The organism is Pseudomonas sp. Gutcm_11s (assembly GCF_028649395.1).
Taxonomy (GTDB): domain Bacteria; phylum Pseudomonadota; class Gammaproteobacteria; order Pseudomonadales; family Pseudomonadaceae; genus Aquipseudomonas.
The window spans coordinates 395,331-417,481 of record NZ_JAQSUW010000014.1 but is presented as its reverse complement, the minus strand read 5'-3'; the positions used below and the strand labels follow the sequence as shown (position 1 = coordinate 417,481).

22 protein-coding genes are annotated in these 22,151 nt (G+C 65.9%); 15 read left to right on the top strand and 7 right to left on the bottom strand.

The annotated features are described in order from the left end of the window. The first annotated feature begins 166 nt into the window (after positions 1 to 166). The 6 genes from kdpF to PTT45_RS12810 are packed head-to-tail and all read left to right on the top strand — an operon-like array spanning position 167 to position 7,983. Positions 167 to 256, top strand: a complete 90-nt coding sequence (kdpF, locus tag PTT45_RS12835) for a K(+)-transporting ATPase subunit F (protein WP_081963146.1) — start codon at positions 167 to 169, stop codon at positions 254 to 256. 8 nt (positions 257 to 264) lie between these two features. Continuing rightward, positions 265 to 1,953, top strand: coding sequence for a potassium-transporting ATPase subunit KdpA (gene kdpA / locus PTT45_RS12830; RefSeq protein WP_273813678.1), 1,689 nt, complete (start codon positions 265 to 267; stop codon positions 1,951 to 1,953). Positions 1,954 to 1,965: 12 nt separating this feature from the next. Further along, positions 1,966 to 4,011: a potassium-transporting ATPase subunit KdpB gene (gene kdpB / locus PTT45_RS12825; RefSeq protein WP_273813677.1), complete on the top strand. Its 2,046-nt coding sequence runs from the start codon at positions 1,966 to 1,968 to the stop codon at positions 4,009 to 4,011. 51 nt (positions 4,012 to 4,062) lie between these two features. Then, positions 4,063 to 4,638 carry a potassium-transporting ATPase subunit KdpC gene (kdpC, locus tag PTT45_RS12820; protein WP_273813676.1) on the top strand — a complete coding sequence of 192 codons (576 nt, stop codon included), beginning with the start codon at positions 4,063 to 4,065 and terminating at the stop codon, positions 4,636 to 4,638. Further along, complete coding sequence (locus PTT45_RS12815) at positions 4,635 to 7,286, top strand: sensor histidine kinase KdpD (RefSeq protein ID WP_273813675.1); 2,652 nt, start codon at positions 4,635 to 4,637, stop codon at positions 7,284 to 7,286. Before kdpC ends, PTT45_RS12815 begins: the two co-directional genes overlap by 4 nt. Positions 7,287 to 7,290: 4 nt before the next feature. Continuing rightward, positions 7,291 to 7,983 carry a response regulator gene (locus PTT45_RS12810; RefSeq protein ID WP_273813674.1) on the top strand — a complete coding sequence of 231 codons (693 nt, stop codon included), beginning with the start codon at positions 7,291 to 7,293 and terminating at the stop codon, positions 7,981 to 7,983. A 21-nt stretch (positions 7,984 to 8,004) separates the two neighbouring features. Here the strand turns inward: PTT45_RS12810 and PTT45_RS12805 are convergent, their stop codons facing one another. Continuing rightward, positions 8,005 to 9,021, bottom strand: a complete 1,017-nt coding sequence (locus PTT45_RS12805) for a patatin-like phospholipase family protein (RefSeq protein ID WP_273813673.1) — start codon at positions 9,019 to 9,021, stop codon at positions 8,005 to 8,007. A gap of 130 nt (positions 9,022 to 9,151) precedes the next feature. Between PTT45_RS12805 and PTT45_RS12800 the strand changes: the two genes are divergently transcribed. After that, complete coding sequence (locus PTT45_RS12800; protein WP_273813672.1) at positions 9,152 to 9,430, top strand: membrane lipoprotein lipid attachment site-containing protein; 279 nt, start codon at positions 9,152 to 9,154, stop codon at positions 9,428 to 9,430. A 9-nt stretch (positions 9,431 to 9,439) separates the two neighbouring features. Here PTT45_RS12800 and PTT45_RS12795 read toward each other — a convergent pair whose 3' ends face one another. Next, on the bottom strand, positions 9,440 to 9,757 hold the full coding sequence (locus PTT45_RS12795; protein WP_273813671.1) for a hypothetical protein: 318 nt from the start codon (positions 9,755 to 9,757) through the stop codon (positions 9,440 to 9,442). A 74-nt stretch (positions 9,758 to 9,831) separates the two neighbouring features. Between PTT45_RS12795 and PTT45_RS12790 the strand changes: the two genes are divergently transcribed. The 5 genes from PTT45_RS12790 to PTT45_RS12770 all read left to right on the top strand — a co-directional run bounded on the left by PTT45_RS12790 (position 9,832) and on the right by PTT45_RS12770 (position 15,334). Next, on the top strand, positions 9,832 to 10,440 hold the full coding sequence (locus PTT45_RS12790) for a flavin reductase family protein (RefSeq protein ID WP_273813670.1): 609 nt from the start codon (positions 9,832 to 9,834) through the stop codon (positions 10,438 to 10,440). Positions 10,441 to 10,532: 92 nt separating this feature from the next. Then, positions 10,533 to 11,450 (top strand): AAA family ATPase, encoded by a 918-nt coding sequence (locus PTT45_RS12785; RefSeq protein ID WP_273813669.1) that lies wholly within the window; start codon positions 10,533 to 10,535, stop codon positions 11,448 to 11,450. Next, on the top strand, positions 11,450 to 12,409 hold the full coding sequence (locus tag PTT45_RS12780; protein ID WP_273813668.1) for a DUF58 domain-containing protein: 960 nt from the start codon (positions 11,450 to 11,452) through the stop codon (positions 12,407 to 12,409). The genes PTT45_RS12785 and PTT45_RS12780 overlap by 1 nt, the downstream gene beginning before the upstream one ends. Further along, entirely contained in the window at positions 12,406 to 14,403 is a 1,998-nt protein-coding gene (locus tag PTT45_RS12775; protein WP_273813667.1) for a transglutaminase TgpA family protein, read from the top strand. The genes PTT45_RS12780 and PTT45_RS12775 overlap by 4 nt, the downstream gene beginning before the upstream one ends. Positions 14,404 to 14,536: 133 nt before the next feature. Further along, positions 14,537 to 15,334: an acyl-CoA thioesterase gene (locus PTT45_RS12770; protein WP_273813666.1), complete on the top strand. Its 798-nt coding sequence runs from the start codon at positions 14,537 to 14,539 to the stop codon at positions 15,332 to 15,334. Here PTT45_RS12770 and PTT45_RS12765 read toward each other — a convergent pair. After that, positions 15,331 to 16,134, bottom strand: coding sequence for a TatD family hydrolase (locus PTT45_RS12765; protein WP_273813665.1), 804 nt, complete (start codon positions 16,132 to 16,134; stop codon positions 15,331 to 15,333). The genes PTT45_RS12770 and PTT45_RS12765 overlap by 4 nt on opposite strands. Before the next feature lie 229 nt (positions 16,135 to 16,363). Between PTT45_RS12765 and PTT45_RS12760 the strand changes: the two genes are divergently transcribed. Beyond that, positions 16,364 to 17,779 (top strand): transglycosylase SLT domain-containing protein, encoded by a 1,416-nt coding sequence (locus PTT45_RS12760; protein WP_273813664.1) that lies wholly within the window; start codon positions 16,364 to 16,366, stop codon positions 17,777 to 17,779. 107 nt (positions 17,780 to 17,886) lie between these two features. After that, positions 17,887 to 18,321: a DoxX family protein gene (locus PTT45_RS12755; protein ID WP_273813663.1), complete on the top strand. Its 435-nt coding sequence runs from the start codon at positions 17,887 to 17,889 to the stop codon at positions 18,319 to 18,321. A gap of 48 nt (positions 18,322 to 18,369) precedes the next feature. Here the strand turns inward: PTT45_RS12755 and PTT45_RS12750 are convergent, their stop codons facing one another. The 3 genes from PTT45_RS12750 to thpR form a co-directional block, all read right to left on the bottom strand. After that, positions 18,370 to 19,410 carry a lipase secretion chaperone gene (locus PTT45_RS12750; RefSeq protein WP_273813662.1) on the bottom strand — a complete coding sequence of 347 codons (1,041 nt, stop codon included), beginning with the start codon at positions 19,408 to 19,410 and terminating at the stop codon, positions 18,370 to 18,372. Between the two features lie 54 nt (positions 19,411 to 19,464). Continuing rightward, entirely contained in the window at positions 19,465 to 20,406 is a 942-nt protein-coding gene (locus tag PTT45_RS12745) for a triacylglycerol lipase (RefSeq protein ID WP_273813661.1), read from the bottom strand. A gap of 248 nt (positions 20,407 to 20,654) precedes the next feature. Continuing rightward, positions 20,655 to 21,152, bottom strand: a complete 498-nt coding sequence (gene thpR, locus PTT45_RS12740) for an RNA 2',3'-cyclic phosphodiesterase (protein WP_273813660.1) — start codon at positions 21,150 to 21,152, stop codon at positions 20,655 to 20,657. A gap of 243 nt (positions 21,153 to 21,395) precedes the next feature. Here thpR and PTT45_RS12735 point away from each other — a divergent pair, with 243 nt between their 5' ends. After that, positions 21,396 to 21,629, top strand: a complete 234-nt coding sequence (locus tag PTT45_RS12735) for a class I SAM-dependent methyltransferase (protein ID WP_273813659.1) — start codon at positions 21,396 to 21,398, stop codon at positions 21,627 to 21,629. Here PTT45_RS12735 and greB read toward each other — a convergent pair. Beyond that, a complete protein-coding gene (greB, locus tag PTT45_RS12730; RefSeq protein WP_273813658.1) occupies positions 21,616 to 22,128 on the bottom strand; it encodes a transcription elongation factor GreB in 513 nt (170 codons plus the stop codon). The genes PTT45_RS12735 and greB overlap by 14 nt on opposite strands. Positions 22,129 to 22,151: the final 23 nt, after the last annotated feature.

Here is a 22,151-nt window from a genome sequence, read left to right as displayed (position 1 = left end):
TCAGGTGTCGGCAGCGTGTCGGTCATGTAACGGCGCCGATACAAAGCCGGCGGCGCGATCTTTACGCATTCTTTATAGCCCGCACCCCGTTGTGGAATCGCTCCTTTACGCCCTCCGGGCGAAGAATTCCTCCAAGGCGGCGAAGCCCGCATCACGGAGCTATCACATGAGCATTCTCGACGGGGTGTCCCTGGGCCTGGCCCTGGGGCTGTTTATCTACCTGCTGGTGGCGCTGCTGCGCGCCGAACGCGGCTAGGAGGCCCCATGCAACTTCAAGACTACGGGCTGATCCTGGCCTTCTTCATCCTGGTCCTGGCGCCTGCGCCTTGGCTGGGCCGCTACCTGTACCGCGCCATGGAGGGCGAGCGGACCCTGCTGACGCCACTGCTGCAGCCGATCGAACGGGCCTGCTATCGCATCGCCGGCGTCGACCAGAAGCGCGACCAGGACTGGAAGACCTACAGCCTGGCGCTGTTGGCCTTCAGCCTGGCCAGCCTGGTGCTGCTATTCGCCATCCTGCTGCTGCAGGGCGTGCTGCCGCTCAACCCGCAGCAACTGCCGGGCCTGGAGTGGACCCTGGCGTTCAACACAGCGGTGAGCTTCGTCGCCAACACCAACTGGCAGGCCTACAGCGGCGAGGCGGCGCTGAGCTACTTCAGCCAGATGGTCGGCCTCACCGTGCAGAACTTCGTCAGCCCGGCGGTGGGCCTGGCCATCCTGGTGGCCTTCGCCCGCGGCATCTCGCGCAAGTCGAGCGCCGGCATCGGCAACTTCTGGGTCGACCTGACCCGCGCCACCCTCTACGGGCTGCTGCCGTTCTGCGTGATCCTGGCGCTGCTGCTGGTCTGGCAGGGCGTGCCGCAGACCTTCATGGACTACGCCCAGGCCAAGACCCTGCTGGGCGCGGACCAGACCATCCCGCTCGGCCCGGCAGCCAGTCAGATCGCCATCAAGCAGCTCGGCACCAACGGTGGCGGCTTCTTCGGCGTGAACTCGGCGCACCCGTTCGAGAACCCCACGGCGCTGAGCAACCTGCTGGAGCTGGCAGCGATCATCCTGATCCCGGTGGCGCTGGTGTTCAGCTTCGGTCACTACGTCAAGGACCTGCGCCAGAGCCGCGCAATCCTCGCCTGCATGCTGATCCTGTTCGTCATCGGCCTGGGTGTCACCCTGTGGGCCGAACACCAGCCCAACCCTGCGCTGGCGGCGTTGCCGATCGAGCAGACCGGCTCGATGGAGGGCAAGGAGAGCCGCTTCGGCGTCGCTGCCTCGGCGCTCTGGGCGGTGACCACCACGGCCGCGTCCAACGGCTCGGTCAACGCCATGCACGACAGCTTCAGCGCCATCGGCGGCATGATCCCGATGTTCAACATGATGCTCGGCGAAGTGATCTTCGGCGGCGTCGGCGCCGGCCTCTACGGCATGCTGCTGTTCGTGCTGATCGCCGTGTTCCTCGCCGGCCTGATGATCGGCCGCACTCCGGAATATCTGGGCAAGAAGCTGGAGGCCCGCGAGGTGCGCCTGCTGGTGGCAACGCTGCTGGTGATGCCGGTCGGCGTGCTGGTGTTCTGCGCCCTGGCGGTGAGCCTGCCGGGCCCGGCGGCTTCGATCAGCAACCCCGGCCCGCACGGCTTCAGCCAGGCGCTGTACGCCTACACCTCGGGCACCGCCAACAACGGCTCGGCCTTCGGCGGCTTCGGCGCCAACACGCCGTTCCACAACCTGCTGATCGGCCTGGCCATGCTGCTCGGGCGCTTCGGCTACATCCTGCCGATCCTTGCCATCGCCGGCAGCCTGGCGGCGAAGAAGCGCGCACCGCTGAACGACAACAGCTTCCCCACCCACGGCCCGCTGTTCGTCACCTTGCTGACCCTGACCATCCTGCTGGTCGGCGGCCTGACCTTCCTGCCTGCGCTGGCCCTGGGCCCGCTGGCCGAACACCTGGCGTTCTAAGGGAGAACCATAATGAATGCCCCAACCCGCGCGCCTATTAGTGCGCAAACCTCCAAGACCAGCTTCCAGGCGCTGTGGCAACCGGCGCTCAAGCAGGCCTTCGTCAAACTCGATCCGCGCCAGCTCAGGCGGGCGCCGGTGATGCTGGTGGTTGAGCTGACCGCCATCCTCACCACCGTGCTGTGCTTCATTCCCAACCCTGCGGTGAGCGTCGGCCTGGCCGTGCAGATCGCCCTGTGGCTGTGGTTCACCGTGCTCTTCGCCAACTTCGCCGAGGCCCTGGCCGAGGGGCGTGGCAAGGCCCGCGCCGACAGTCTCAAGGCAGGCAGCCAGGGCCTCACCGCACGGCGCAAGGTCGGCGCGCAGTTCCATGCCGTGGCCGCCAGCCAGTTGCGGCGCGGCGATATCGTCCGCGTCGAGGCCGGCGAGCTGATTCCTGGCGACGGCGAGGTGATCGAGGGCATCGCCGCGGTCAACGAGGCGGCCATCACCGGCGAATCCGCGCCGGTGATCCGCGAGTCCGGCGGCGACCGCTCGGCGGTTACCGGCAACACCCGCGTGGTGTCGGACTGGCTGCTGGTGCAGATCACCGCCAACCCCGGCGAGTCGACCCTGGACCGCATGATCGCCCTGGTCGAAGGCGCCAAGCGGCAGAAGACGCCGAACGAGGTGGCGCTGGACATCCTGCTGATCGGCCTGACCCTGATCTTCCTGCTGGTGGTGGCTACGCTGCAGCCGTTTGCCCGCTACGCCGGTGGCGACCTGCCGCTGGTGTACCTGGTGGCGCTGCTGGTGACGCTGATTCCGACCACCATCGGCGGGCTGCTCTCGGCCATCGGCATCGCCGGCATGGACCGCCTGGTGCGCCTCAACGTGATCGCCAAGTCTGGCCGCGCCGTGGAAGCAGCGGGGGACGTGCATACCCTGTTGCTGGACAAGACCGGCACCATCACCTTCGGCAACCGCCGCTGCAGCGCGCTGGTCAAGGCGCCGGGCGTCAACGGTCGCGACCTGGCCGAGGCGGCGCTGCTGGCCTCGCTGGTCGACGACACGGCCGAGGGCAAGTCCATCGTCGAGTACCTGCGCGGCCTGAGCCCGGTCGAGGCGCCGGAGCGGGGTTCGGTGCGTGGCATCGCCTTCAGCGCCGAGACGCGTCTGTCCGGCGCCGACTGGAACGGCCGCAGCTTCCGCAAGGGCGCGGTGGACGCAGTGCTGCTGTACCTGGGCATGAGCCGCGAGCAGATGCCTGAGCACCTGGCCCGCGAGGTCGACAAGATCGCCCAGAGCGGCGGCACACCGCTGCTGGTGGCCGGCGATAATCGCCTGCTCGGCGCCATCCACCTCAAGGACGTGGTCAAGCCGGGCATCCGCGAGCGCTTCGCCGAGCTGCGCCAACTGGGCATCCGTACCGTGATGGTGACCGGTGACAACCCGCTGACCGCTGCCGCCATCGCCGCCGAGGCGGGCGTCGATGACGTGATCGCCGAGGCCACGCCGGAGAAGAAACTGCAGCGCATTCGCAGCGAGCAGGCCGACGGCAAGCTGGTGGCCATGTGCGGCGACGGCGCCAACGACGCCCCGGCGCTGGCCCAGGCCGACGTCGGCCTGGCGATGAACGACGGCACCCAGGCCGCCCGCGAGGCTGCCAACCTAGTGGACCTGGACAGCGACCCGACCAAGCTGCTGGACGTGGTGCAGGTGGGCAAGGAGCTGCTGGTGACCCGCGGCGCGCTGACCACCTTCTCGGTGGCCAACGATGTGGCCAAGTACTTCGCCATCCTCCCGGCGCTGTTCGCCGGTATCTACCCGCAGCTCGGCATGCTTAACGTCATGCAGCTGCACAGTCCGCAGAGCGCCATCCTCTCGGCCATCGTGTTCAACGCGCTGATCATCATCGCGCTGATCCCCCTGGCCCTGCGCGGCGTGCGCGTGCAGGCGGCGGACGCGGCCAGCCTGCTACGGCGCAACCTGCTGATCTACGGCCTGGGCGGCATCCTCGCGCCCTTCGTGGGCATCAAGCTGATCGACGTGCTGCTGACCACCCTCGGCCTGGTCTGACCCCCGAGCCGCCCCGGCAGCCGGGGCGGCCCCGAATTCTGGAGATACGACATGCTCAAGCAAATCCGTCCGGCCCTCGGCATCCTCGGCCTGATGACCCTGATCACCGGCGTGGCCTATCCGCTGCTGGTCACCACCGTGGCCCAGGTGGCCTTCCCCGAACAGGCCAACGGCAGCCTGCTACGCGATGCCCAGGGCCAGCTGCTCGGCAGCACGCTGCTGGCGCAGAACTTCGAGGGCGCCCAGTGGTTCCAGCCGCGCCCCTCGGCCGCCGGCTTCGCCACCGTGGCCAGCGGTGCCAGCAACCTGGCGCAGAGCAACCCGGCCCTGGCCGAACGCATCGCCAAGGACGCCCAGCGCCTGCTGGGCGAGGGCAGTGCGCCAGTGCCGCTGGAGCTGGTCACCACCTCGGCCAGTGGCCTCGATCCGCATCTATCGCCGGCCGCCGCGCGCTGGCAGGTGGCACGCATCGCCGCCGCCAGGCACTTGCCGAGTGCCAGCCTGGAGCGCTTGATCGAACAGCACACCGAGCGCTCTGCGATCGGCCCTGACGTGGTCAACGTGCTGGCGCTGAACCTGGCCCTGGCGGACAATCGCGCCTTCGCCTTCAACGAGAGCACCCCATGAGTGACGCGGTACGCGCCGATGCATTGCTGGCCGAGATGCCCCGCGAGGGCCGCGGCCGGCTGAAGGTCTTCCTCGGCGCGGCCCCAGGCGTGGGCAAGACCTACGCCATGCTGCAGGCGGCCCAGGCGCAATTGCGCCAGGGCGTCGACCTGCGCGTCGGCCTGGTCGAGACCCATGGCCGCGCGGAAACCGAGGCCATGCTTGCCGGCCTGCCGCAGCAACCTCTCAAGCGCCTGGAATACCGCGAGCGGCCGCTGCAGGAAATGGACCTCGACGGCCTGCTGGCCAAGCCGCCGCAGCTGGTGCTGGTCGACGAGCTGGCCCATAGCAACGCCCCCGGCAGCCGCCACGCCAAGCGCTGGCAGGACGTGCAGGAGCTGCTCGGCGCCGGCATCGACGTGTACACCACGGTCAACGTGCAGCATCTCGAGGCACTCAACGACCAGGTGCGCGACATCACTGGCGTGCAGGTGCGCGAGACCCTGCCGGACTGGGTACTGCAGGAGGCCGACGAGATCCTGCTGATCGACCTGCCGCCGCGCGAGCTGCTCGAGCGCCTGCGCGACGGCAAGGTCTACGTGCCGGAGCAGGCCCGCACGGCCATCGACGCGTTCTTCTCGCAGACCAACCTGACCGCACTGCGTGAGCTGGCCATGCACACCGCCGCCGCGCGGGTGGATGCCGACCTCAACCGCCGCTATCGCCAGCAGGGCCAGGAGGCGCCGACCGTGCGCGGCCGCCTGCTGGTTGGCATCGACGGCGACGGCCAGGCCGAGCGCCTGGTGCGCCACGCCAGCCGGGTCGCCGAACGCCGTCATCTGCCCTGGTCAGTGGTGCACGTGGACACCGGAGGCCCGCGGGACGAGGAGCGCCTGGGCAACCTGCAGGCGGCCCAGCAACTGGCCGAGCGCCTGGGTGGCGAGGTGGTCAACCTGCGTGCCGGTGAAGTGGCCAGCACCCTGATCGCGCATGCCCGCGAGCGTCGCGCCAGCCTGATCCTGGTCGGTCGTAGTCGCCAGCGCCTGCGTCGTCGTTGGCGCTTCGGCCAGGGGCTGGCCGAGCGTCTGCTGGCCGCCGGCAAGGGCCTGGAAATCAGCGTGCTGGACACCGAGGTGGAGCTGGCCCCGGCCAGGCCACGGGCGCGCGAGTCGCTGGCCTGGCGCGACTATCTGCTGGCGCCGCTGGCGACTGCCGTGGCCAGCAGCGCGGCGCTGGGTCTGGCGCACTTCATTCAGTTGCCAAACATCTCGCTGGTCTTCCTCGCCGCCGTGCTGGTGGTGGCGGTGCGCAGTTCCCTGGGCCCTGCGCTGCTGTGCGCCGGCCTGTCGTTCCTCGCCTACAACCTGCTGTTCATCGAGCCGTTGCTGTCGCTGAAGATCGCTCGCCAGCAGGACGTTCTGACCCTGTTGTTCTTCCTGCTGATGGCCGGGCTGACCGGCAACCTGGCCAGCCGTCAGCGTCGCCAGCTGCAGGCCCTGCGCCAGACCCAGGCGGAGACCACTGCGCTGCTCGATCTGTCGCGCAAGCTCACCGTGGCCACCGATCGCCAGGCGGTGTTCTCCGCTGCCACCCAGCAGTTCAGCCTGTGGCAGGAAATCGAGATCAGCCTGCAGTCGCGTGATCGCGACGGCGTGTGGAAGGTCGAGGCTGGTGTGCAGCGTTTGCTCACCGAGCAGGAACGCGCCGCCGCCGACTGGTCCTGGCAGCAGTTGCAGCCCTCCGGGCTCGGTACCGGCACCTTGCCGGGCGGGCGCTGGTGGTGGTGGCCGCTGGCCGGCGAGGAGGGGCCGCTGGCCATGCTCGGCGTGGCGCCGAAGAACGAGCGGCCGCTGAGCCCCGAGCAGCGCCGCCTGATCGCCGCCCTCGGCCAGCCGCTGGCACAGGCGCTGGAACGCGCCCAGCTGGCCGCGGACCTGGAGGCGGCACGTCTGCACGGCCAGACCGAGGAGCTGCGTAGCGCTCTGCTGGCCTCGGTGTCCCACGACCTGCGCACGCCGCTGACCGCCATGCGCGGCTCCATCGACAGCCTGCTGGCCCTCGGCGAGCAGATTCCCCTGGCCGACCGCCGCGAGCTGTTGGAAGGCACCCGCGACGAGGCCGAACGCCTGGATCGCTATATCCAGAACCTGCTGGACATGACCCGCCTGGGCCACGGCGGCCTCAAGCTGGCGCGCGACTGGGTGGCACCGGCGGACATAGTCGCCAGCGCCGTGCAGCGCCTGCGCCCGGTATTGGCGCCGCTGCAGGTCGAGCTGCAGGTGCCCGCCGAACTGCCGTTGCTGTATGCCCACGCGGCGCTGATCGAGCAGGCGCTGGTCAACGTGCTGGAAAACGCCGCGCGCTTCTCGCCGGCCCAGGGCCGCCTGCGGGTGAGCATCGCCAGCGACGAGGGCGAGCTACGTTTTGCCGTCAGTGACCAGGGCCCTGGTATTCCGCAGGCCGAGCGGGAGAAGATCTTCGACATGTTCTACACGGCGGCGCGTGGCGACCGTGGCGGCCAGGGTACCGGCCTGGGCCTGGCGATCTGCCAGGGCATGGTCGGCGCCCATGGCGGCAAGGTGACGGTGGGCGAGGGGCTGGACGGGCGCGGCGCGACCCTGACCCTGCACCTGCCGTTGCATGCGCAACCGCAGCTCGAGGAAGAGTAGGGCGATGGCGAACACCGCAACCACCATCCTGGTGATCGACGACGAGGCGCAGATCCGCAAGTTCCTGCGCATCAGCCTCAGCGCCCATGGCTATCGAGTGCTGGAGGCGGGCAACGGCAGCGATGGCCTGGCCCAGGCGGCGCTGGAGCGCCCGGACCTGGTGGTACTCGACCTCGGCCTACCGGACATGGATGGCCAGCAGGTGCTGAGTGAGCTGCGCGAGTGGTCGCAGGTGCCGGTACTGGTGCTCTCGGTGCGTGCCAGCGAGGGCGAGAAGGTCAAGGCCCTGGACGGTGGCGCCAACGACTACGTGACCAAGCCCTTCGGTATCCAGGAATTCCTCGCCCGGGTGCGCGCGCTGCTGCGCCAGGGCAATGGTGGCGAACCGCAGGAAGCCTCCGCCCATAGCGGCTCGTTGCAGGTGGACTTCGCCTATCGGCGGGTGACGCTGGAGGGCGCCGAGGTGGCGCTGACGCGCAAGGAGTACGCGGTGCTGGCGATGCTCGCGCGGCATCTGGGCCGGGTGGTGACCCAGCAACAGCTGCTCAAGGACATCTGGGGGCCAACCCATGTCGAGGACAGCCATTACCTGCGGGTGGTGGTCGGGCATCTACGGCAGAAGCTCGGCGACGACCCGGCGGCGCCGCGCTTCATCGTCACCGAGGCCGGTGTCGGCTACCGCCTGCTGGAGCTCTGAGAGCCGGAAGCGTAGCCGGCGCTACGCATGTTCCTGCTCGTACTTGTCCAGGGTGTCGGCGGCGATCTGCCGGCCGAGCTGGATCAGCTCCGGTGCCTTGTGGAACTCGAAGAAGCGGCAGACCCGCTTGGGCACGTTGATCAGGATGTCCGGCGGATAGCCGGCGATCTTGTACTGCGCCAGCGAGGTCTGCATGGTCTCGAAACTCTGGTTGACCAGTTCCAGTAGCGAGGCCGGACCGACGTTGCCGACCACATGGGAGTTGCTGGCCGATTTGGGCGAGGCTTCGCTCTCGACATCTGCCTTGGCCACGCGGCTGTTGTCCAGCCAGGGGTTGGGCGCCTCGCTCTCGACCAACAGTTCGCCTTCTTCCTCTTCATCAGTTTCGCGGCGCAGGAACGACAGCTTGGTGCTCAGCGAGCCCATCAACTGGTCGATCTTGCCCTTGATCGCTGCCGGGCGTTCGATCACCGGCAGCTGGTAGTGCTTCTGGTTCAGTGAGTTGAGGTTGACCGCCACGACCAGGTCGCAGTGGCTGGACACCACCGGCACAATCGGCAATGGGTTGAGCAGGCCGCCGTCGACCAGCATGCGTGAGCCCTGGATGACCGGGGTGAACAGGCTGGGGATGGCTGCCGAGGCGCGCATGGCCTTGTGCAGGCAGCCTTCCTGGAACCAGATTTCCTGCTGGTTGGTGAGGTCGGTGGCGACGGCGGTGTAGGGAATGGCCAGTTGCTCGATGTCGATCTCGCCGACGATCTCGTGGATCTTGCCGAACACCTTCTCGCCGCGAATGGCGCCGAGGCGGAAGCTGACGTCGAGCAGGCGCAGCACGTCCAGGTAGTCCAGGCTCTCCGTCCATTCGCGATATTCGCTGAGCTTGCCGGCCGCATAGATGCCGCCGATTACCGCGCCCATCGAACAGCCGGCAATGCAGCCGATCTCGTAGCCACGCGCTTCCAGTTCCTCGATCACGCCGATGTGCGCATAGCCGCGCGCACCGCCAGAGCCCAGTACCAGGGCCACTTTCTTGCTCATGCCATTCCCCCTGAAGATGCCCCGAACATACCCGCCCAGAGCGGCCGAGCCAAGCAGGCTTTGCTAGAATCCATCGGCACTTTGCCGCTGCGCTGGCGTCCAACCAGACTCAGTCTTCAGGAGAATAATCATGAAAAAAATCGTCCTCTTCGCCTCCGCACTGCTGATCCTCACCGGTTGCGCGGCCAAGACCGCCTACCGTGACAGCTGCGCCAACCAGTCGAACGCCGCCTGGCACGAGCTGGACCTGGCCAAGGCCGAAGGCTTCGCCGGCACCGTCAGTTACTCCAAGGCAGTGACCCTGCTGACCGGCGCCAAGACCTCGCAACAGTTCGAGGGCTACGAGAGCTGCACCAAGAATGCCGAGAAGGCGCGCTTCTACATTCGTGAGTCGCGCGCCGGTCGTTGATCGAAGGCTCTACTGATCGTGGATTCGGTTGCTGTCGCCAATGGCGTTGCAGGTTTCCGGATCCAGGCAGTAGGTCAGGTACACGGTACGCTTGCCGCAGCCGGCAATGCCGATGGTGTATTCGGTCCGCTCGTAGCCGAAGCGCAAGGCAACGACCTTGCTGGTGAGGACGGATGGCGTGACATCCTTGCAATCCAGCTCGAAGCTGCCACGGGCGACGGCGGCTTTCACCGCCGCATCCTGATTGGCGGCAATGAACTCCTGGTTGCTCATGCAGCCGCTCAGACCGGCCAGTAGGGCGGCGCCGGCGATAATGCGCGCTTTCATCATGTGAATCTCCTTGTCGATGGCGAGGGGAGTGTAGGTGGCGGTACATCCTTCCGCCGGCATCAGAGGTAGCTATGCAACTCGACTTCTCTCGGCTTACGGCGCTGGAGGCCTATCGCTGGCTGGCCTCCACCGTCACTCCCAGACCCATCGCCTGGGTCTCCACCCGCTCGCGCGATGGCATCGACAACCTGGCTCCGTTCAGCTTCTTTCAGGTGATCAGTGATGAGCCGCCGACCCTGATGGTGAATGTCGGCAATCGCGCCGACGGCAGCCTCAAGGACACCTTGTGCAATGCCCAGGACATGGGCGAGCTGGTGATCCAGCTGGTCAGCATGGCCCAGGCGGAGGCGATGAACGCAACGGCTGCCAACCTGCCGCATTTGCAGAGCGAGTTCGCCCACTGCGGTATTGCCAGCCAGCCGTCGCAGCGGGTTGCGCCACCTCGGGTCGCGGGCGCGCCGATCGCCTTCGAGTGCCGCGTCGCCGAGGTTCAGCCGTATCCACGGCAGGCACCCAATTGCCACCTGATCTTCGCCGAAGTGCTGCTGGCGCACGTCGACGACACGGTGCTTGATGCTGACGGGCGCATCGACCCGCTCAAGCTGGATCTGGTCGGGCGCCTCGGCGGCACAGCATACACACGCACCTGCGAGGTGTTTCGTATGCAGCGCCCAGGCTGATCCGTCGCACAGTTTCGTGAGCAACTGTTTCTTGATGCTTTGCCCGAGCGGCGGCGCCCAGTAGCATCGACTGATTGGAACAGGAGCGAGTGATGCGGACGAAACTGGATGCGGTACTGCATGAGGTCAATCAGGTACTGCTGGGCAAGGAGCCGCAGGTACGCCTGGCGCTGACCTGCCTCCTGGCCCGCGGGCACCTGTTGATCGAAGACCTGCCCGGCATGGGCAAGACCACGCTCAGCCATGCCCTGGCGCGCGTGCTGGGCTTGAGCTTCCAGCGCATCCAGTTCACCTCCGACCTACTGCCCGGCGACATCCTCGGCACTTCGGTGTTTGATAAGGACAGCGGGCAGTTCGTCTTTCATCCCGGGCCGATCTTCGCCGAGCTGGTCCTGGCCGACGAGATAAACCGTGCCACGCCGAAGAGCCAGAGCGCGCTGCTGGAGGCCATGGAGGAGGGCCAGGTGACCATCGAGGGCGCCACCCGGCCACTGCCGGAGCCATTCTTCGTTATCGCCACACAGAATCCGGTGAGTTCCGGCGGCACCTTCGCCTTGCCGGAGTCGCAGCTGGATCGCTTCCTCATGCGCCTGTCGCTGGGCTACCCGGCCCGCGCCGCCGAGCGTGCGTTGCTGCTGGGCGAGGCGCGTCGGGAAATCCTGCCGCGTCTGGAACCGATCCTCGGTCATGCCGAGCTAGCGGCCATCCAGGAACTGATTCCACAGGTGCGTACCAGTGACGCGCTGGTCGACTATGTGCTGCGCCTGGTCGAGGCGACCCGCAGCGAACCGCAGTTCGCCTGGGGACTGTCGCCACGTGCCAGCCTGGCGCTGCTGGCTGCAGCTCGTGCCTGGGCTTTCCTGGCCAATCGTGACTACGTGATTCCCGAGGATGTGCAGGCGGTGCTGCCTTCGGTGGTTGGCCATCGCCTGCGCGAGCGTGCCGACCCTACCGGCCACGGTGGCGGTGCGCTGGTGCAGTGGCTGCTGCGCGAAGTCGCGGCGGTGTGATGCTGCCGACCTCGTTCAAGGCGCGCTGGCGGCGCTGGGTGGTGCTGCGCATTCCGGCTGCCGCCCAGGTACAGCTCGACCAGAAGCGCATCTTCATCATGCCCGACCGGGTTGGCGCGGCCTTCACTGTGGTACTGGTGCTGATGCTGCTGGCCGGCATCAACTATGAAAACAGCCTGGCCTATGGCCTGACTTTTCTGCTGGCGGCGGTGTTCGTGGTCGCCATTCTGCACACCTATCGCAACTTCGCCGGGCTCATTCTCAAAGCCGGCGTCAGTGGCGCAGTCTTCGTCGGTGAGCAGGCGCGTTTTCGGGTACGCCTGGAAAGCGACGGCCGCACCCATATGGCCATCGGCCTTGGTTGGCCGCCGCAGGCGTTGCAGGTCGCGGATGTGCCGGCCGATGGCCTGCGCGAGTGTGAGCTGACCCTGACGGCCACTCGGCGTGGCTGGCTAAGGCCCGAGCGCATGCGCGTGGAGAGCCATTTCCCGCTGGGCATCCTGGTGGCCTGGAGCTGGGTCGACCTGGACCAGGCCGTGCTGGTGTACCCGCGCCCACTGGAGGGCGACCTGCCGCTGGCCGCGGATGGCGTTGCCGACGAGGAAGATGAAGGCCGCCGGGCCACGGGCCATGGGGCAGACGATTACCAGGGCCTGCGCACCTATCAGCCGGGTGATTCGAAGCGGCGCCTGCACTGGAAGGCGTTCTCGCGAGGGCAGGGCCTGCTGGTCAAGGATTTCGCCGCGCTAGCCGGGCGTGACTTGTGGCTGGACTTCCAGGTGCTCAGCGGCAATGTCGAGGAGCGCCTGTCGCGTCTGTGCTACTGGGTACTGCAGCTGGATGACCGTCAGCAGCCCTATGGTTTGCGCCTGCCTGGTGTGGAGCTGGTACCGGACTTCGGCCAGGGACACCGCGAGGCCTGCCTGCGCGCCCTGGCTCTGTATGGGGAGCGGCCATGAGCGCGGCGCAGTCGGTCAGCCAGCCAATTCCGCGGATCGCCCTGACCTGGCTGCTGGTGGCTCAGGTGCTGGTGATACTGCCGCATCTGCTGCACCTGCCATTCTGGATCGCCGGGCTGTGGCTGCTCTGTGCCGGCTGGCGGGTACAGGTGTTCCGCATGCGGGCGCGGTTCCCGACGAAGATCGAGCGCATTGGGCTTCTGATTGTTACCGGTGCTGCTGCATTCCTTTCGGTAGGCAGCCTGATTGGCCTGGATGGCGGGGTTCTGCTGCTGGTCGCAACCTTCATTCTCAAACTGGTGGAGTTGCGCAGCCGACGGGACGCATTGCTGTTGATCTTCCTCGGCTTCTTCGTGGTGGTGACCGGTTATCTCTTTGACGATGGCCTGTTGTCGGCGCTGTACAGCCTGTTTCCGGTAACCGCGCTGCTTGCCGCGTTGATCGGCATGCAGCAGAGCAGCATGGGCGGGCGTCCGGCAGCGACAGTGAAGCTTGCAGCATCGATGATGCTACAAGCCGTTCCCTTGATGCTCCTGATGTTCCTGTTCTTTCCGCGCTTGGGGCCGCTATGGAGCCTGCCCAATCCACAACAAGGCACGACCGGTCTTTCCGATAGCATGGCGCCTGCGGATATCGCGGAGCTGAGTCGTTCTCCAGCCCTGGCTTTTCGTGCCAGTTTTGACGGTGCAATGCCCGAGCGCAGCGAGCTGTACTGGCGTGCATTGACGCTGGAGTACTTCGATGGCCGGCGCTGGTCCCAGTCCCGAGGTGCCCAGCAGTGGGGCAAGCCAGCATGGTCAGGGCGTGGGGAGTCGTTGAACTACAGCATCGTTATGCAGCCCAGTGGCAAGCCGTGGCTATTTGCTCTGGATGTGGGGCGAATCAACGAGCCTGACATAGTGCAGAGGAACGATTTCCGCCTGGAGTCGCGTCGGCCAGTGACGCAGAGCCTGATGTACCGCGCGCAATCATGGCCCCAGGCGCTACGTGAGCTGGATCTTCCCGAGACGATTCGCCGTCGCACGTTGCAGCTCCCGGAGTTGGGTGACCCACGGAGCCGGGAATGGGCGCAGCAGCTCAAGCGCGAGCATGCCAGCCCGGCAGAGCTGGTCGGTACCGTGCTTCAGCACTTCAATCGCGAGCCGTATGGCTACACCTTGAAACCGCCGCAGCTGGGGGCGGACAGCATCGATGACTTTCTCTTCCAGACCCGCCAGGGCTTTTGCGCGCATTACGCCGGAGCCATGGTCTTCATATTGCGAGCTGCCGGTATTCCCTCACGGGTCGTTGCCGGCTATCAGGGCGGAGAGCTGAACGCCGCCGGAAATTACCTATCGGTTCGACAGCTGGATGCGCACGCGTGGGTCGAATATTGGCAGGAAGGCAAGGGCTGGGTCAGTGTCGATCCAACTTTCCAGGTGGCCCCCGAACGTATCGATCTGGGCGCGCAGGATGCATTTTCCGCCGACGAGAGCTTCCTCGAGGATTCCCCCTTCTCGCCACTGCGCTATCGCAAGGTGGGGTGGATCAACGAGCTGCGCCTGGCCTGGGACAACATCAACTACAACTGGCAGCGCTGGGTACTTGGTTATCGCAGCGAGCAGCAGCTTGGGCTGCTGCAGCGCTGGTTCGGTACTCTCGACTGGAGTCGCCTGGCGCTGGCCATCGTAGGCGGTGGTGGCCTGCTGCTGGGCCTGCTTGCCCTTTGGCTGTTCAAACCCTGGAAGCGTGAGCGTGACCCGCAACAGCGTCTGCTGCGCAGCTATGAATCGCTGCTATTGCGTCATGGCTTGCGGCGCGACAAGGGGGAGGGCGTTCGGGCCTTCGCCGAGCGAGCAGCTGCGCTGATGCCGCTGCATGGCCCGGCAATTGCGGCCTTTGCCGACGCCTTCGAGGCTCAGCGTTATGCTGGGCAGGCCTGTTCACCCCAGCAACTGCGTCAGCTGCTGCGCCAGCTACGCCGCGAGCTGCCCTGGCGCGGTACGCGCCGCTAGATCCTGTGTTTCCGCTGCAGGCCGTGTAGCAGAGCCGAATGATCGGCAATATCGCCGCTGAATTGGCAGCTCAGTCTCTCCCGCCAGCGCATGCTTTTCTCTAAGCTTCAGTCTGTATGAAAGGAGATTACGCATGACCTTCGCTGAACTGATCCACGCGGTGCATACCCATCCGCAACACGTCGTCGTTCCAGGCCTGTGGGGCCAGGGCCGTGCCACCTTCGGCGGCCTGGTGGCGGCCATGGTCTTTGAAGCCATGCGCCTCAAGGTCCCGGCAGGACGACCGGTGCGCTCGCTGTCCATCACCTTCGTCGGTCCCATGCTGATGGGCGAGGCGGTGGCGTTCGAGGTGGAGGTGCTGCGCGAGGGCAAGTCGGTCGTGCAGGTGGTCGGTCGCGCGATGCAGAACGGCGCGGTGGTGGCCATGGCGCAGGGCAGCTTCGGTGCTTCCCGCGAGTCGTCGATTCGCGTGGCTGCAGAGCCGGCCCCGGCGATGAGGGCCGTGGAGGAGTGCCAGGAGCTGCCCTATGTGGCGGGTGTCACGCCAGAGTTCACTCGCTTCCTGGCCATGCGCTGGGGCGAGGGTGGTATGCCGTTCTCCAACAACCCGTCACGCCACATGGGCGGCTGGGTGCGCCTGCGCAGCGATGTGAGCCACGACAAGGTCACCGAGGCTCACCTTCTGGCACTGGTCGATGCCTGGCCGCCGGCAGTGCTGGCGCACCTGAGCAAGCCGGCTCCTGGCAGCTCGCTGACCTGGACCATCGAGTTCGTTCACCCGATCCCTGAGCTGACTACCCATGACTGGTGCCTGTACCGCGCCGAGATCGAGCATGCTCTCGACGGCTATGGCCATATCGCGGCTCGCCTGTGGACTCCGGACGGCCAACTGCTGGCCCTGAGTCGCCAGACCACCACGGTATTCGACTAAACCTCGGGCAGCCCGAAGAAGGCGCGGGCCGCGGCGGTGCTATGGCTTGCCAGCGCCTCCTGGCTCTCGCCACGGTGCAGCGCCACCTCGCGTAGCACCTCGGTGAGGAAGGCCGGTTCGTTGTGCCCACTCTTGGGCTTCGGTCGCAGGCTGCGCGGCAGCAGATAGGGCGCATCGCTCTCCAGCATCAGGCGTCCGGCGGGAATGTCGCGCATCAGCGGATGCAGATGCGTACCGCGGCGCTCGTCGCAGATCCAGCCCGTGATGCCTATGTGCAGATCCAGGTCCAGGTAGCTGTACAGCGTCGCCTTCTCGCCAGTGAAGCAGTGCACGACGGCTGCCGGTAGCTGATCGCGGAACTGGCGGAGGATGGCGATGAGGCGTTCGCCAGCCTCACGCTCATGCAGGAACACCGGCAATTGCAGCTCGACGGCCAGTGCCAGCTGCTCCTCCAGCGCCTTCTCCTGTTGTGGGCGCGGCGAGAAGTCACGGTTGAAGTCCAGGCCGCATTCCCCGACGGCGCGTACCGTTGGTTCCTTCAGCAGGGCGCGTAGCTGGCGAGCACTGTCGGCGCTCCACTGGCTGGCGTCATGCGGGTGCACACCTGCGGTGCTGAACAGCATGCTGGCGTCTTCATCGAGCTCGCGGCAGAAATTCAGCGCCTGTTCGCTTTCCTCCAGGCTAGTACCGGTCAGTACCAACTGGCATACCCCGGCGGCACGCGCCCGGGCGAGCACCGCGTCACGCTCCCGAGCGAGGCTGGGATGGGTCAGATTGACGCCGATGTCGATGAGTTGCATGGTGCTACCTCACAAGCCGAGCGGGGCAGCATAACAGAGCCTGGCTTTCCGTAATAAAGCAAGTAATTACAGGTGGTTATGTATGCTTGTTAATGTTTATTACCAGCTCGGGCTGGCAGATTGAGGGCCGCTGTGCCAACCTCCGCGCCCCTCGCGATGGGACCACCCGTCGGCGAGGTGCTCTCAGATGACCGGGCCAATCCGTGACCCGGTCCAGCCCGGAGGCTCGATGACGCGAGCGCTGCTGTTCCTGCTCTGCCTGGTGGCGGTCATGCCGGCCCAGGCGCGCCTGAGCGCGCTGGGTGGCAACCTGCCGCACGCGGGCAGCCAGCGCGACCTGGCGGAGATTCGCAAGAGCGGCGAGTTGCGCGTGTTGGTCAACCAGAGCCGCAACAGCTCTGGCGAGATCAAGGGCCAGGCCATTGGCATCGAGTATCAGCGTCTGCGTGCCTTCGGTCAGTACCTCAATCGCAACGCCCGCGATGGCCGTGAGCTGCGCCTGAAGATCATTCCCCGTCCCAAGGATCAGCTGGTTGCCGCCCTGCAGAAGGGCGAGGGCGACCTGGTCGCACCCGGCGAGCTGCTCGATGCCCACCCGGGGCTGGGTGTCAGCGCCAGCGCAGCGATCCGCAGCGACGTACCGCTGGTCGTGGTGGGTAACCGCGGCAACCGTCATTACCGCCGCCTGGAGGACATGTCAGGACGTAGCCTGACCCTGCCGGTGGGCAGCGCCGTCGCCGATGCGCTGCGCGAGGTCAACCAGCGCCTGATGCAGCAGAAGAAACCGCCGATCGTGGTGGAATGGGCCGACCCCAGCCTGGCGGTAGAGGACGTGCTGGAGATGGTGCAGGCCGGCATCTATCCCTGGACCGCCGTGGAGCTGCCGATTGCCGAGCGTTGGCAGAAGGTCATGCCCAAGCTGCGCATCGAACGTCACCTGGTGGTTGGCGAGAAAGGCGACATGAGCTGGTTCGTACGCCGCGAGTCGCCGATGCTGCGCGCCAGCATCGATCGCTTCCTGGCCGGCTACAAGCTGCCGAGCGACCAGGACTCCACGTTCCAGCGCATCTACCGGCGCTCCTACAAGGTGCGTAACCCCATGTCCGGGGTCGAGCGCCAGCGTCTGGAGAAGGTGCGTAGCGTGTTGCAGAAGCATGGGGAGAAGCAGGACCTGGATTGGCTGCAGCTGGCGGCCGTGGCTTACAAGGAGTCCACTCTCAATCCAGCTGCGCGCGGTGCCTCGGGAGCCACCGGGCTGATGCAGATCACCCCAGCGGCAGCTCGCAGTGTCGGGGTCGGCAACATCCAGGCGCTGGATAACAACGTACTGGCCGCGACCCGCTACATGGCGCGCATTCGCCGGGAGTTCTTCTCCAGCCGGCAGATCACCGAGAGCGAGCGCATGGCATTCGTGCTGGCCGCCTACAACATGGGGCCGCAGCGGGTGCAAAGCTTGCGCGCGGAGGCACGCAGGCGTGGGCTGAACCCCAACCAGTGGTTCTTCCAGGTGGAGCGGGTGGCCATGGAGCAACTGGGTATGGGGGTGGTCAGCTACGTCAACGCGGTGAACAAGTACTACCTGGCCTATGACCGCGAGCGCTTCCTGCTGGAGCCGCAGAAGCAGAAGCTGAGCGCGAAAAAGTAATCGAATTTATCGATTCTAATAAGCGCAAAATTACGCTTTTAAGATCGTAAAATTCGAATAATATGTGCCTCACCAACCCAAACAACTCCTCCACAAGGAACTGGCACATGAACAAGCTGATCACCAAACTGATGTCCTCCAACGCCGGCTACGGCATCACCCTGCTGCGCGTTGTCACCGGCCTGACATTCGCCGCCCACGGCGCCCAGAAACTGTTCGGCTGGTTCGGTGGCTACGGTCTGGAAGGTGTCGGCCAGTGGATGGAAAGCATCGGTATCACTCCGGGCTACCTGATGGCCGCACTGGCCGGTAGCGCCGAGTTCTTCGGTGGTCTGGCCCTGGTGGTCGGCCTGCTGGTTCGCCCGGCAGCTGCCTCCCTGCTGTTCGCCATGGTGATCGCTGCGGCGACCGTACACTGGGCCAATGGCTTCTTCATCACCAACAACGGCTTCGAGTACGCCATGATCCTCGGCCTGATCAGCGCTGTGCTGCTCATCGAAGGCGCCGGCAAGCTGTCTGTGGATCGCGCCATCGCTCGCTGATCCTCGCCTCGCCAACGAAAAGGCCCGCAATCGCGGGCCTTTTTGCATTTACAGCTTTTTCTCCTTTTCCCGGCTCTGCGCCAGTTGCTCGGCAGCGTCCAGGCGCAGGCGCTCGCGCTCGTCGAAACGCTCTTCGGCCAGGCTGGCGATGGCGGCTTGTCGATCCTCGTCGCTGAGGCCGCTGTTGGCGGTGATGCGTGCCTTTTCCCGGCGATAGTCGTCCAGGCGCGCCTGCCACTGCTGGCGCTTCTGGTCCAGAGCCTCCAGGCGCGCGGTGGCCTCGGCGCCGACCAACTGCAGGCGTAGCTGCTGGATCTGCGCGGGGGTGGCGCCCTGGGCCTGCAAGGCAGCTGTCTGCTGGCGCAGCTCGGCCTGCAGCTGCGGCACGACCATTTCCTGCATATCTTCCGGCAGCCCGGCGCGTAGGCTGTCCATGGCTTCGGCCTTCTGTTGGTCGTTCAGGGCCGGATCGTGACGGATCGCCAGCCGCTGCAGGGTGAACAGGTTGTAGGCCTCTTCCTGGGCGAAGAACGCCTGATGCGCCTCGGCACTGAAGATGCTGGCCCGCAGGTTCTGCACGGCCAGCTCGCGCTGGCGCATGGCGTCCAGGTTGGCCATCTGCGGCAGGCTCTTTTCCAGCTCTATGAGCTGGCGTTTGTAGTCCAGGTACTGTTCCAGCAGGGCCAGGGCCTGGCCCTCGGCCGGCTCGTCGAGCTGGCTGCGGACATATGCCTGCAGGCGTTCGATGCTGGACTTGATGCCCTCTTCGCCATAGGCGCTGAGGAAGTAATCGAAGATGCGCCGGATATCCATGCTGACGATCAGATTGCCGGCCTCGTCGAGGCGGAACTGGCCATCCACCTCGGTACCGGCGAACGAGCGCGGCAGTGCGGCGACACTCTTTTCCAGGACTGGTGGCTGGTAGGCGTGGCTTTCTGATGGCGATGCAGTTTCTGCGGCATGGTTCTCGAGCGCAGCCTGGGCTGGAGGAGCAGGGCTGTGCTGGGACTGTAGTGGGTTGAAGTAAAGAGTGGCGGCGACGCCGGCTCCGATCAGCACGGGCACGGCCAGAATCAGGGGCTTGTTCAAGGCGAGACTCTTCAGGGAGGAAGCATTGGGGCCCGGTGGGCCCCAACCTTTGGATCAGAGACCGGCCAGCTTGAGGCGGTTGGCCTGCTGACGGTACACGGTGACTGGATCGGTCTCGAACAGGCTGGTCAGGCCGAAGACCTGGTTGACCTCGTCGAGGTGGTTCATCCGGTAGTTGTCGCGGATCACCATGCCCAGGTGCGAGCTGCAACGGCCGACCAGGCCGTCGTTGGCTTCCTTGAAGGTGAGCGAGGCGGCGCCGGTGAGCAGGTCGCTGACATCCAGCACGTTGGTCAGCGGGCTGGTGCCGCTCCAGGAGTAGTAGCTGACGCCATTCACCTTGTAGGCACCCTCGCCGCAACTGCTGGTCGGGATGCCTTGCGGGTACTTGGCGTTGAACACCGCTGCGCCCTGGCTGTTGAGCGACTCGAGCGAGCCGAGGGAGTTCTGCGGCGCCTTGCTCGGGCTGCCGGAGAGGAAGTTGATCAGCGTGCCGAGGCCGTTGACGATGCCGGCGAGCAACGCCTCACCTGCCGAGCCCGGCGGGATCTGGCGCAGGAAGTCGGCGGTGGCCGATCCCTTGTGCGGCGCACCCACGCTGGTGACCGAGGCGACCAGGTCCGGGCGGATGGCGGCGACATAGCGCACGGTCGGGCCGCCATGGCTGTGGCCGACCAGGTTGACCTTGCCTTTGCCGCTGATGGCGGCGATCTCTTCGACCTGATCCAGCAGCTCTTCGCCGCGCAGTTCCGAGGTGTTCAGCTGGCTGACTTCGGTGATGTAGACACTGGCTCCGTCAGAGCGCAGGGAGGAGGGAATGCCGTACCAGTAGTCGACGCCGAGAATGCTGTCGAAGCCCAGCATGCCGTGGGTCAGGACGATCGGGTACTTGGTCTTGGTGTAGCCGGTGGAGCCGAACAGGCCGGCGTGGGCTTGGGCAGACAGCAGCAGGGTGCTTCCGACACATAGGGCGAGCAGGGTCTTCTTATTATTCATGTGGTGCTCTCGAACGGTGGATTGGCGAAGATTCCGTCCTTGCGTCAGCCACCCGTTTCCATCCTGGATGCGGTACTTCAGCCGAACGATAGCGGCATGATCCATGCCAGTTTCGCTAAATTTAGAACGCAAGCTCTAAACGGGCGTTTGCGGCGGGAGCCGCATGGTTGAAGGGCTGCCGCTGCGCTGGGGAGTTGTTACCTTGAGAAACAGGAATGCTTGTTGTTGGCGGTTCCTGTTCGACTAATTCACCCCAGTGGCCAGCTTGCCAGGGGCAGATAGCCGCCTTGCTCGGATTGGTACAGCACCAGTTCCTCGGCACGCCAGCGGACGCTGAGCGGTGTCGGCACCTGAGGACGGCTGCTCTCGCGTGCCAGTGTCAGGTGGGGGCGGTAGGCGCGTCCGTCACCGGGTAGCCCAGCTGTATCCAACAGCTGCCGCAGCCCTCCGGCCAGGGCCATCAGTTCAGCGGGCAGCTGGCTGGGAGCCAGGTGCAGAAGCCCGCCATGCCAGCAATCGAGACGATCCAGTTGCAGATCGAAAGCCAGCTCGCTCAGCGGCAGCTGCTGCGGCAACTGCCTGAGCAGGGGCAGTCGGCTCTCTGGCAGATGGCCGAGAAACGCCAGCGTCACGTGCAGGTTGGCGACAGGTACGAGCCGGCCATCCAGATGCTGTGGCTGTCGCCAGGCATCGATTTGCCGGGCGATTTCGGCGGGACATGGCAGGGCGAAGAACAGTCGCAACATGGCTTTCCTTGACAGCGCGGAGCGGCATTTTTAGGATCGCACCCCATAGCGCCGATTTAAGAGCAACTTGCGGGGCGCTGCCCGGTTGGGCGAATACCGCTAAAGCGCTGGCCGGTGTCGCCTCCCACCGCAGTCCGGCGGGACTATGAGGCAGAGACTGTATCCATGAGTTGTCCGCGTACCCATCTGCATTTTTCCCCCTTGCCGCCCGCCGCGGCAAATCGCCATCCGCATGTACTTCTGGTGGGCAGCCACCAACCCCGTCTGCTCAAGAGCCTCGAAGGCTGGCCCAAGAACTGGCCGGCGTCGCGCAACTTCCTGATTCGCTTTGCCACTCCCAAGGTGGAGGTACTGGCCAGCCTGCCGGCGAATGCGTTCGACCTGGTGGTAGTCGGCGCCGAGGCCCAGCCGGTGAGCGATGATCTGATCGGCCAGTTGGTACGGGTCGCGCGTCAGGGGCTGATCAGTCTGCGCTGAAGCCTGGGTAGTCGATGGCGGTGATGTAGAACTCCTGCTCGCCGCCAGGCGCCTGTACGCGCACCTCGGCATCCAGCGCCTTGCCCACCAGGGCGCGGGCCAGCGGGGAGTCGATACTGATCAGCCCTTGTTTCAGGTCAAGCTCGTCTGGGCCGACGATGCGATAGCGCGATTCGTTGCCTTCCTCGTCTTCCAGGGTCACCCAGGCGCCGAAGTAGACCTTGTTGGGGTCGCCCGGGCGGGTGTCGACCACCTTGAGGTTCTCCAGGCGTTTGGTGAGGAAGCGTACCCGGCCATCGATTTCGCGCAGCATCTTCTTGCCGTAGATGTACTCGGCATTCTCCGAGCGATCGCCGAGGGCGGCGGCCTCGCTGACGGCCTGGGTCACCTGGGGGCGCCGCACATGCCACAGCTCGTGCAGCTCGGCGCGCAGGCGTGCCTCGCCTTCGGGGGTGATCAATGGAGTACCGGCGGTACGGGGCGGGCGATAACGGCTCATGGTGTTCGCGAAGTCTCGAGGTC

Coding starts and splice junctions, on each gene's coding strand:
- kdpB (WP_273813677.1), top strand. CDS start 1,966: ATGAATGCCCCAACCCGCGCGCCTATTAGTGCGCAAACCTCCAAGACC.
- PTT45_RS12760 (WP_273813664.1), top strand. CDS start 16,364: ATGACGCGAGCGCTGCTGTTCCTGCTCTGCCTGGTGGCGGTCATGCCG.
- PTT45_RS12755 (WP_273813663.1), top strand. CDS start 17,887: ATGAACAAGCTGATCACCAAACTGATGTCCTCCAACGCCGGCTACGGC.
- greB (WP_273813658.1), bottom strand. CDS start 22,128: ATGAGCCGTTATCGCCCGCCCCGTACCGCCGGTACTCCATTGATCACC.
- kdpF (WP_081963146.1), top strand. CDS start 167: ATGAGCATTCTCGACGGGGTGTCCCTGGGCCTGGCCCTGGGGCTGTTT.
- PTT45_RS12810 (WP_273813674.1), top strand. CDS start 7,291: ATGGCGAACACCGCAACCACCATCCTGGTGATCGACGACGAGGCGCAG.
- PTT45_RS12745 (WP_273813661.1), bottom strand. CDS start 20,406: ATGAATAATAAGAAGACCCTGCTCGCCCTATGTGTCGGAAGCACCCTG.
- PTT45_RS12800 (WP_273813672.1), top strand. CDS start 9,152: ATGAAAAAAATCGTCCTCTTCGCCTCCGCACTGCTGATCCTCACCGGT.
- kdpC (WP_273813676.1), top strand. CDS start 4,063: ATGCTCAAGCAAATCCGTCCGGCCCTCGGCATCCTCGGCCTGATGACC.
- PTT45_RS12790 (WP_273813670.1), top strand. CDS start 9,832: ATGCAACTCGACTTCTCTCGGCTTACGGCGCTGGAGGCCTATCGCTGG.
- PTT45_RS12785 (WP_273813669.1), top strand. CDS start 10,533: ATGCGGACGAAACTGGATGCGGTACTGCATGAGGTCAATCAGGTACTG.
- PTT45_RS12775 (WP_273813667.1), top strand. CDS start 12,406: ATGAGCGCGGCGCAGTCGGTCAGCCAGCCAATTCCGCGGATCGCCCTG.
- PTT45_RS12770 (WP_273813666.1), top strand. CDS start 14,537: ATGACCTTCGCTGAACTGATCCACGCGGTGCATACCCATCCGCAACAC.
- PTT45_RS12805 (WP_273813673.1), bottom strand. CDS start 9,021: ATGAGCAAGAAAGTGGCCCTGGTACTGGGCTCTGGCGGTGCGCGCGGC.
- PTT45_RS12815 (WP_273813675.1), top strand. CDS start 4,635: ATGAGTGACGCGGTACGCGCCGATGCATTGCTGGCCGAGATGCCCCGC.
- kdpA (WP_273813678.1), top strand. CDS start 265: ATGCAACTTCAAGACTACGGGCTGATCCTGGCCTTCTTCATCCTGGTC.
- PTT45_RS12780 (WP_273813668.1), top strand. CDS start 11,450: ATGCTGCCGACCTCGTTCAAGGCGCGCTGGCGGCGCTGGGTGGTGCTG.
- PTT45_RS12795 (WP_273813671.1), bottom strand. CDS start 9,757: ATGAAAGCGCGCATTATCGCCGGCGCCGCCCTACTGGCCGGTCTGAGC.
- thpR (WP_273813660.1), bottom strand. CDS start 21,152: ATGTTGCGACTGTTCTTCGCCCTGCCATGTCCCGCCGAAATCGCCCGG.
- PTT45_RS12765 (WP_273813665.1), bottom strand. CDS start 16,134: ATGCAACTCATCGACATCGGCGTCAATCTGACCCATCCCAGCCTCGCT.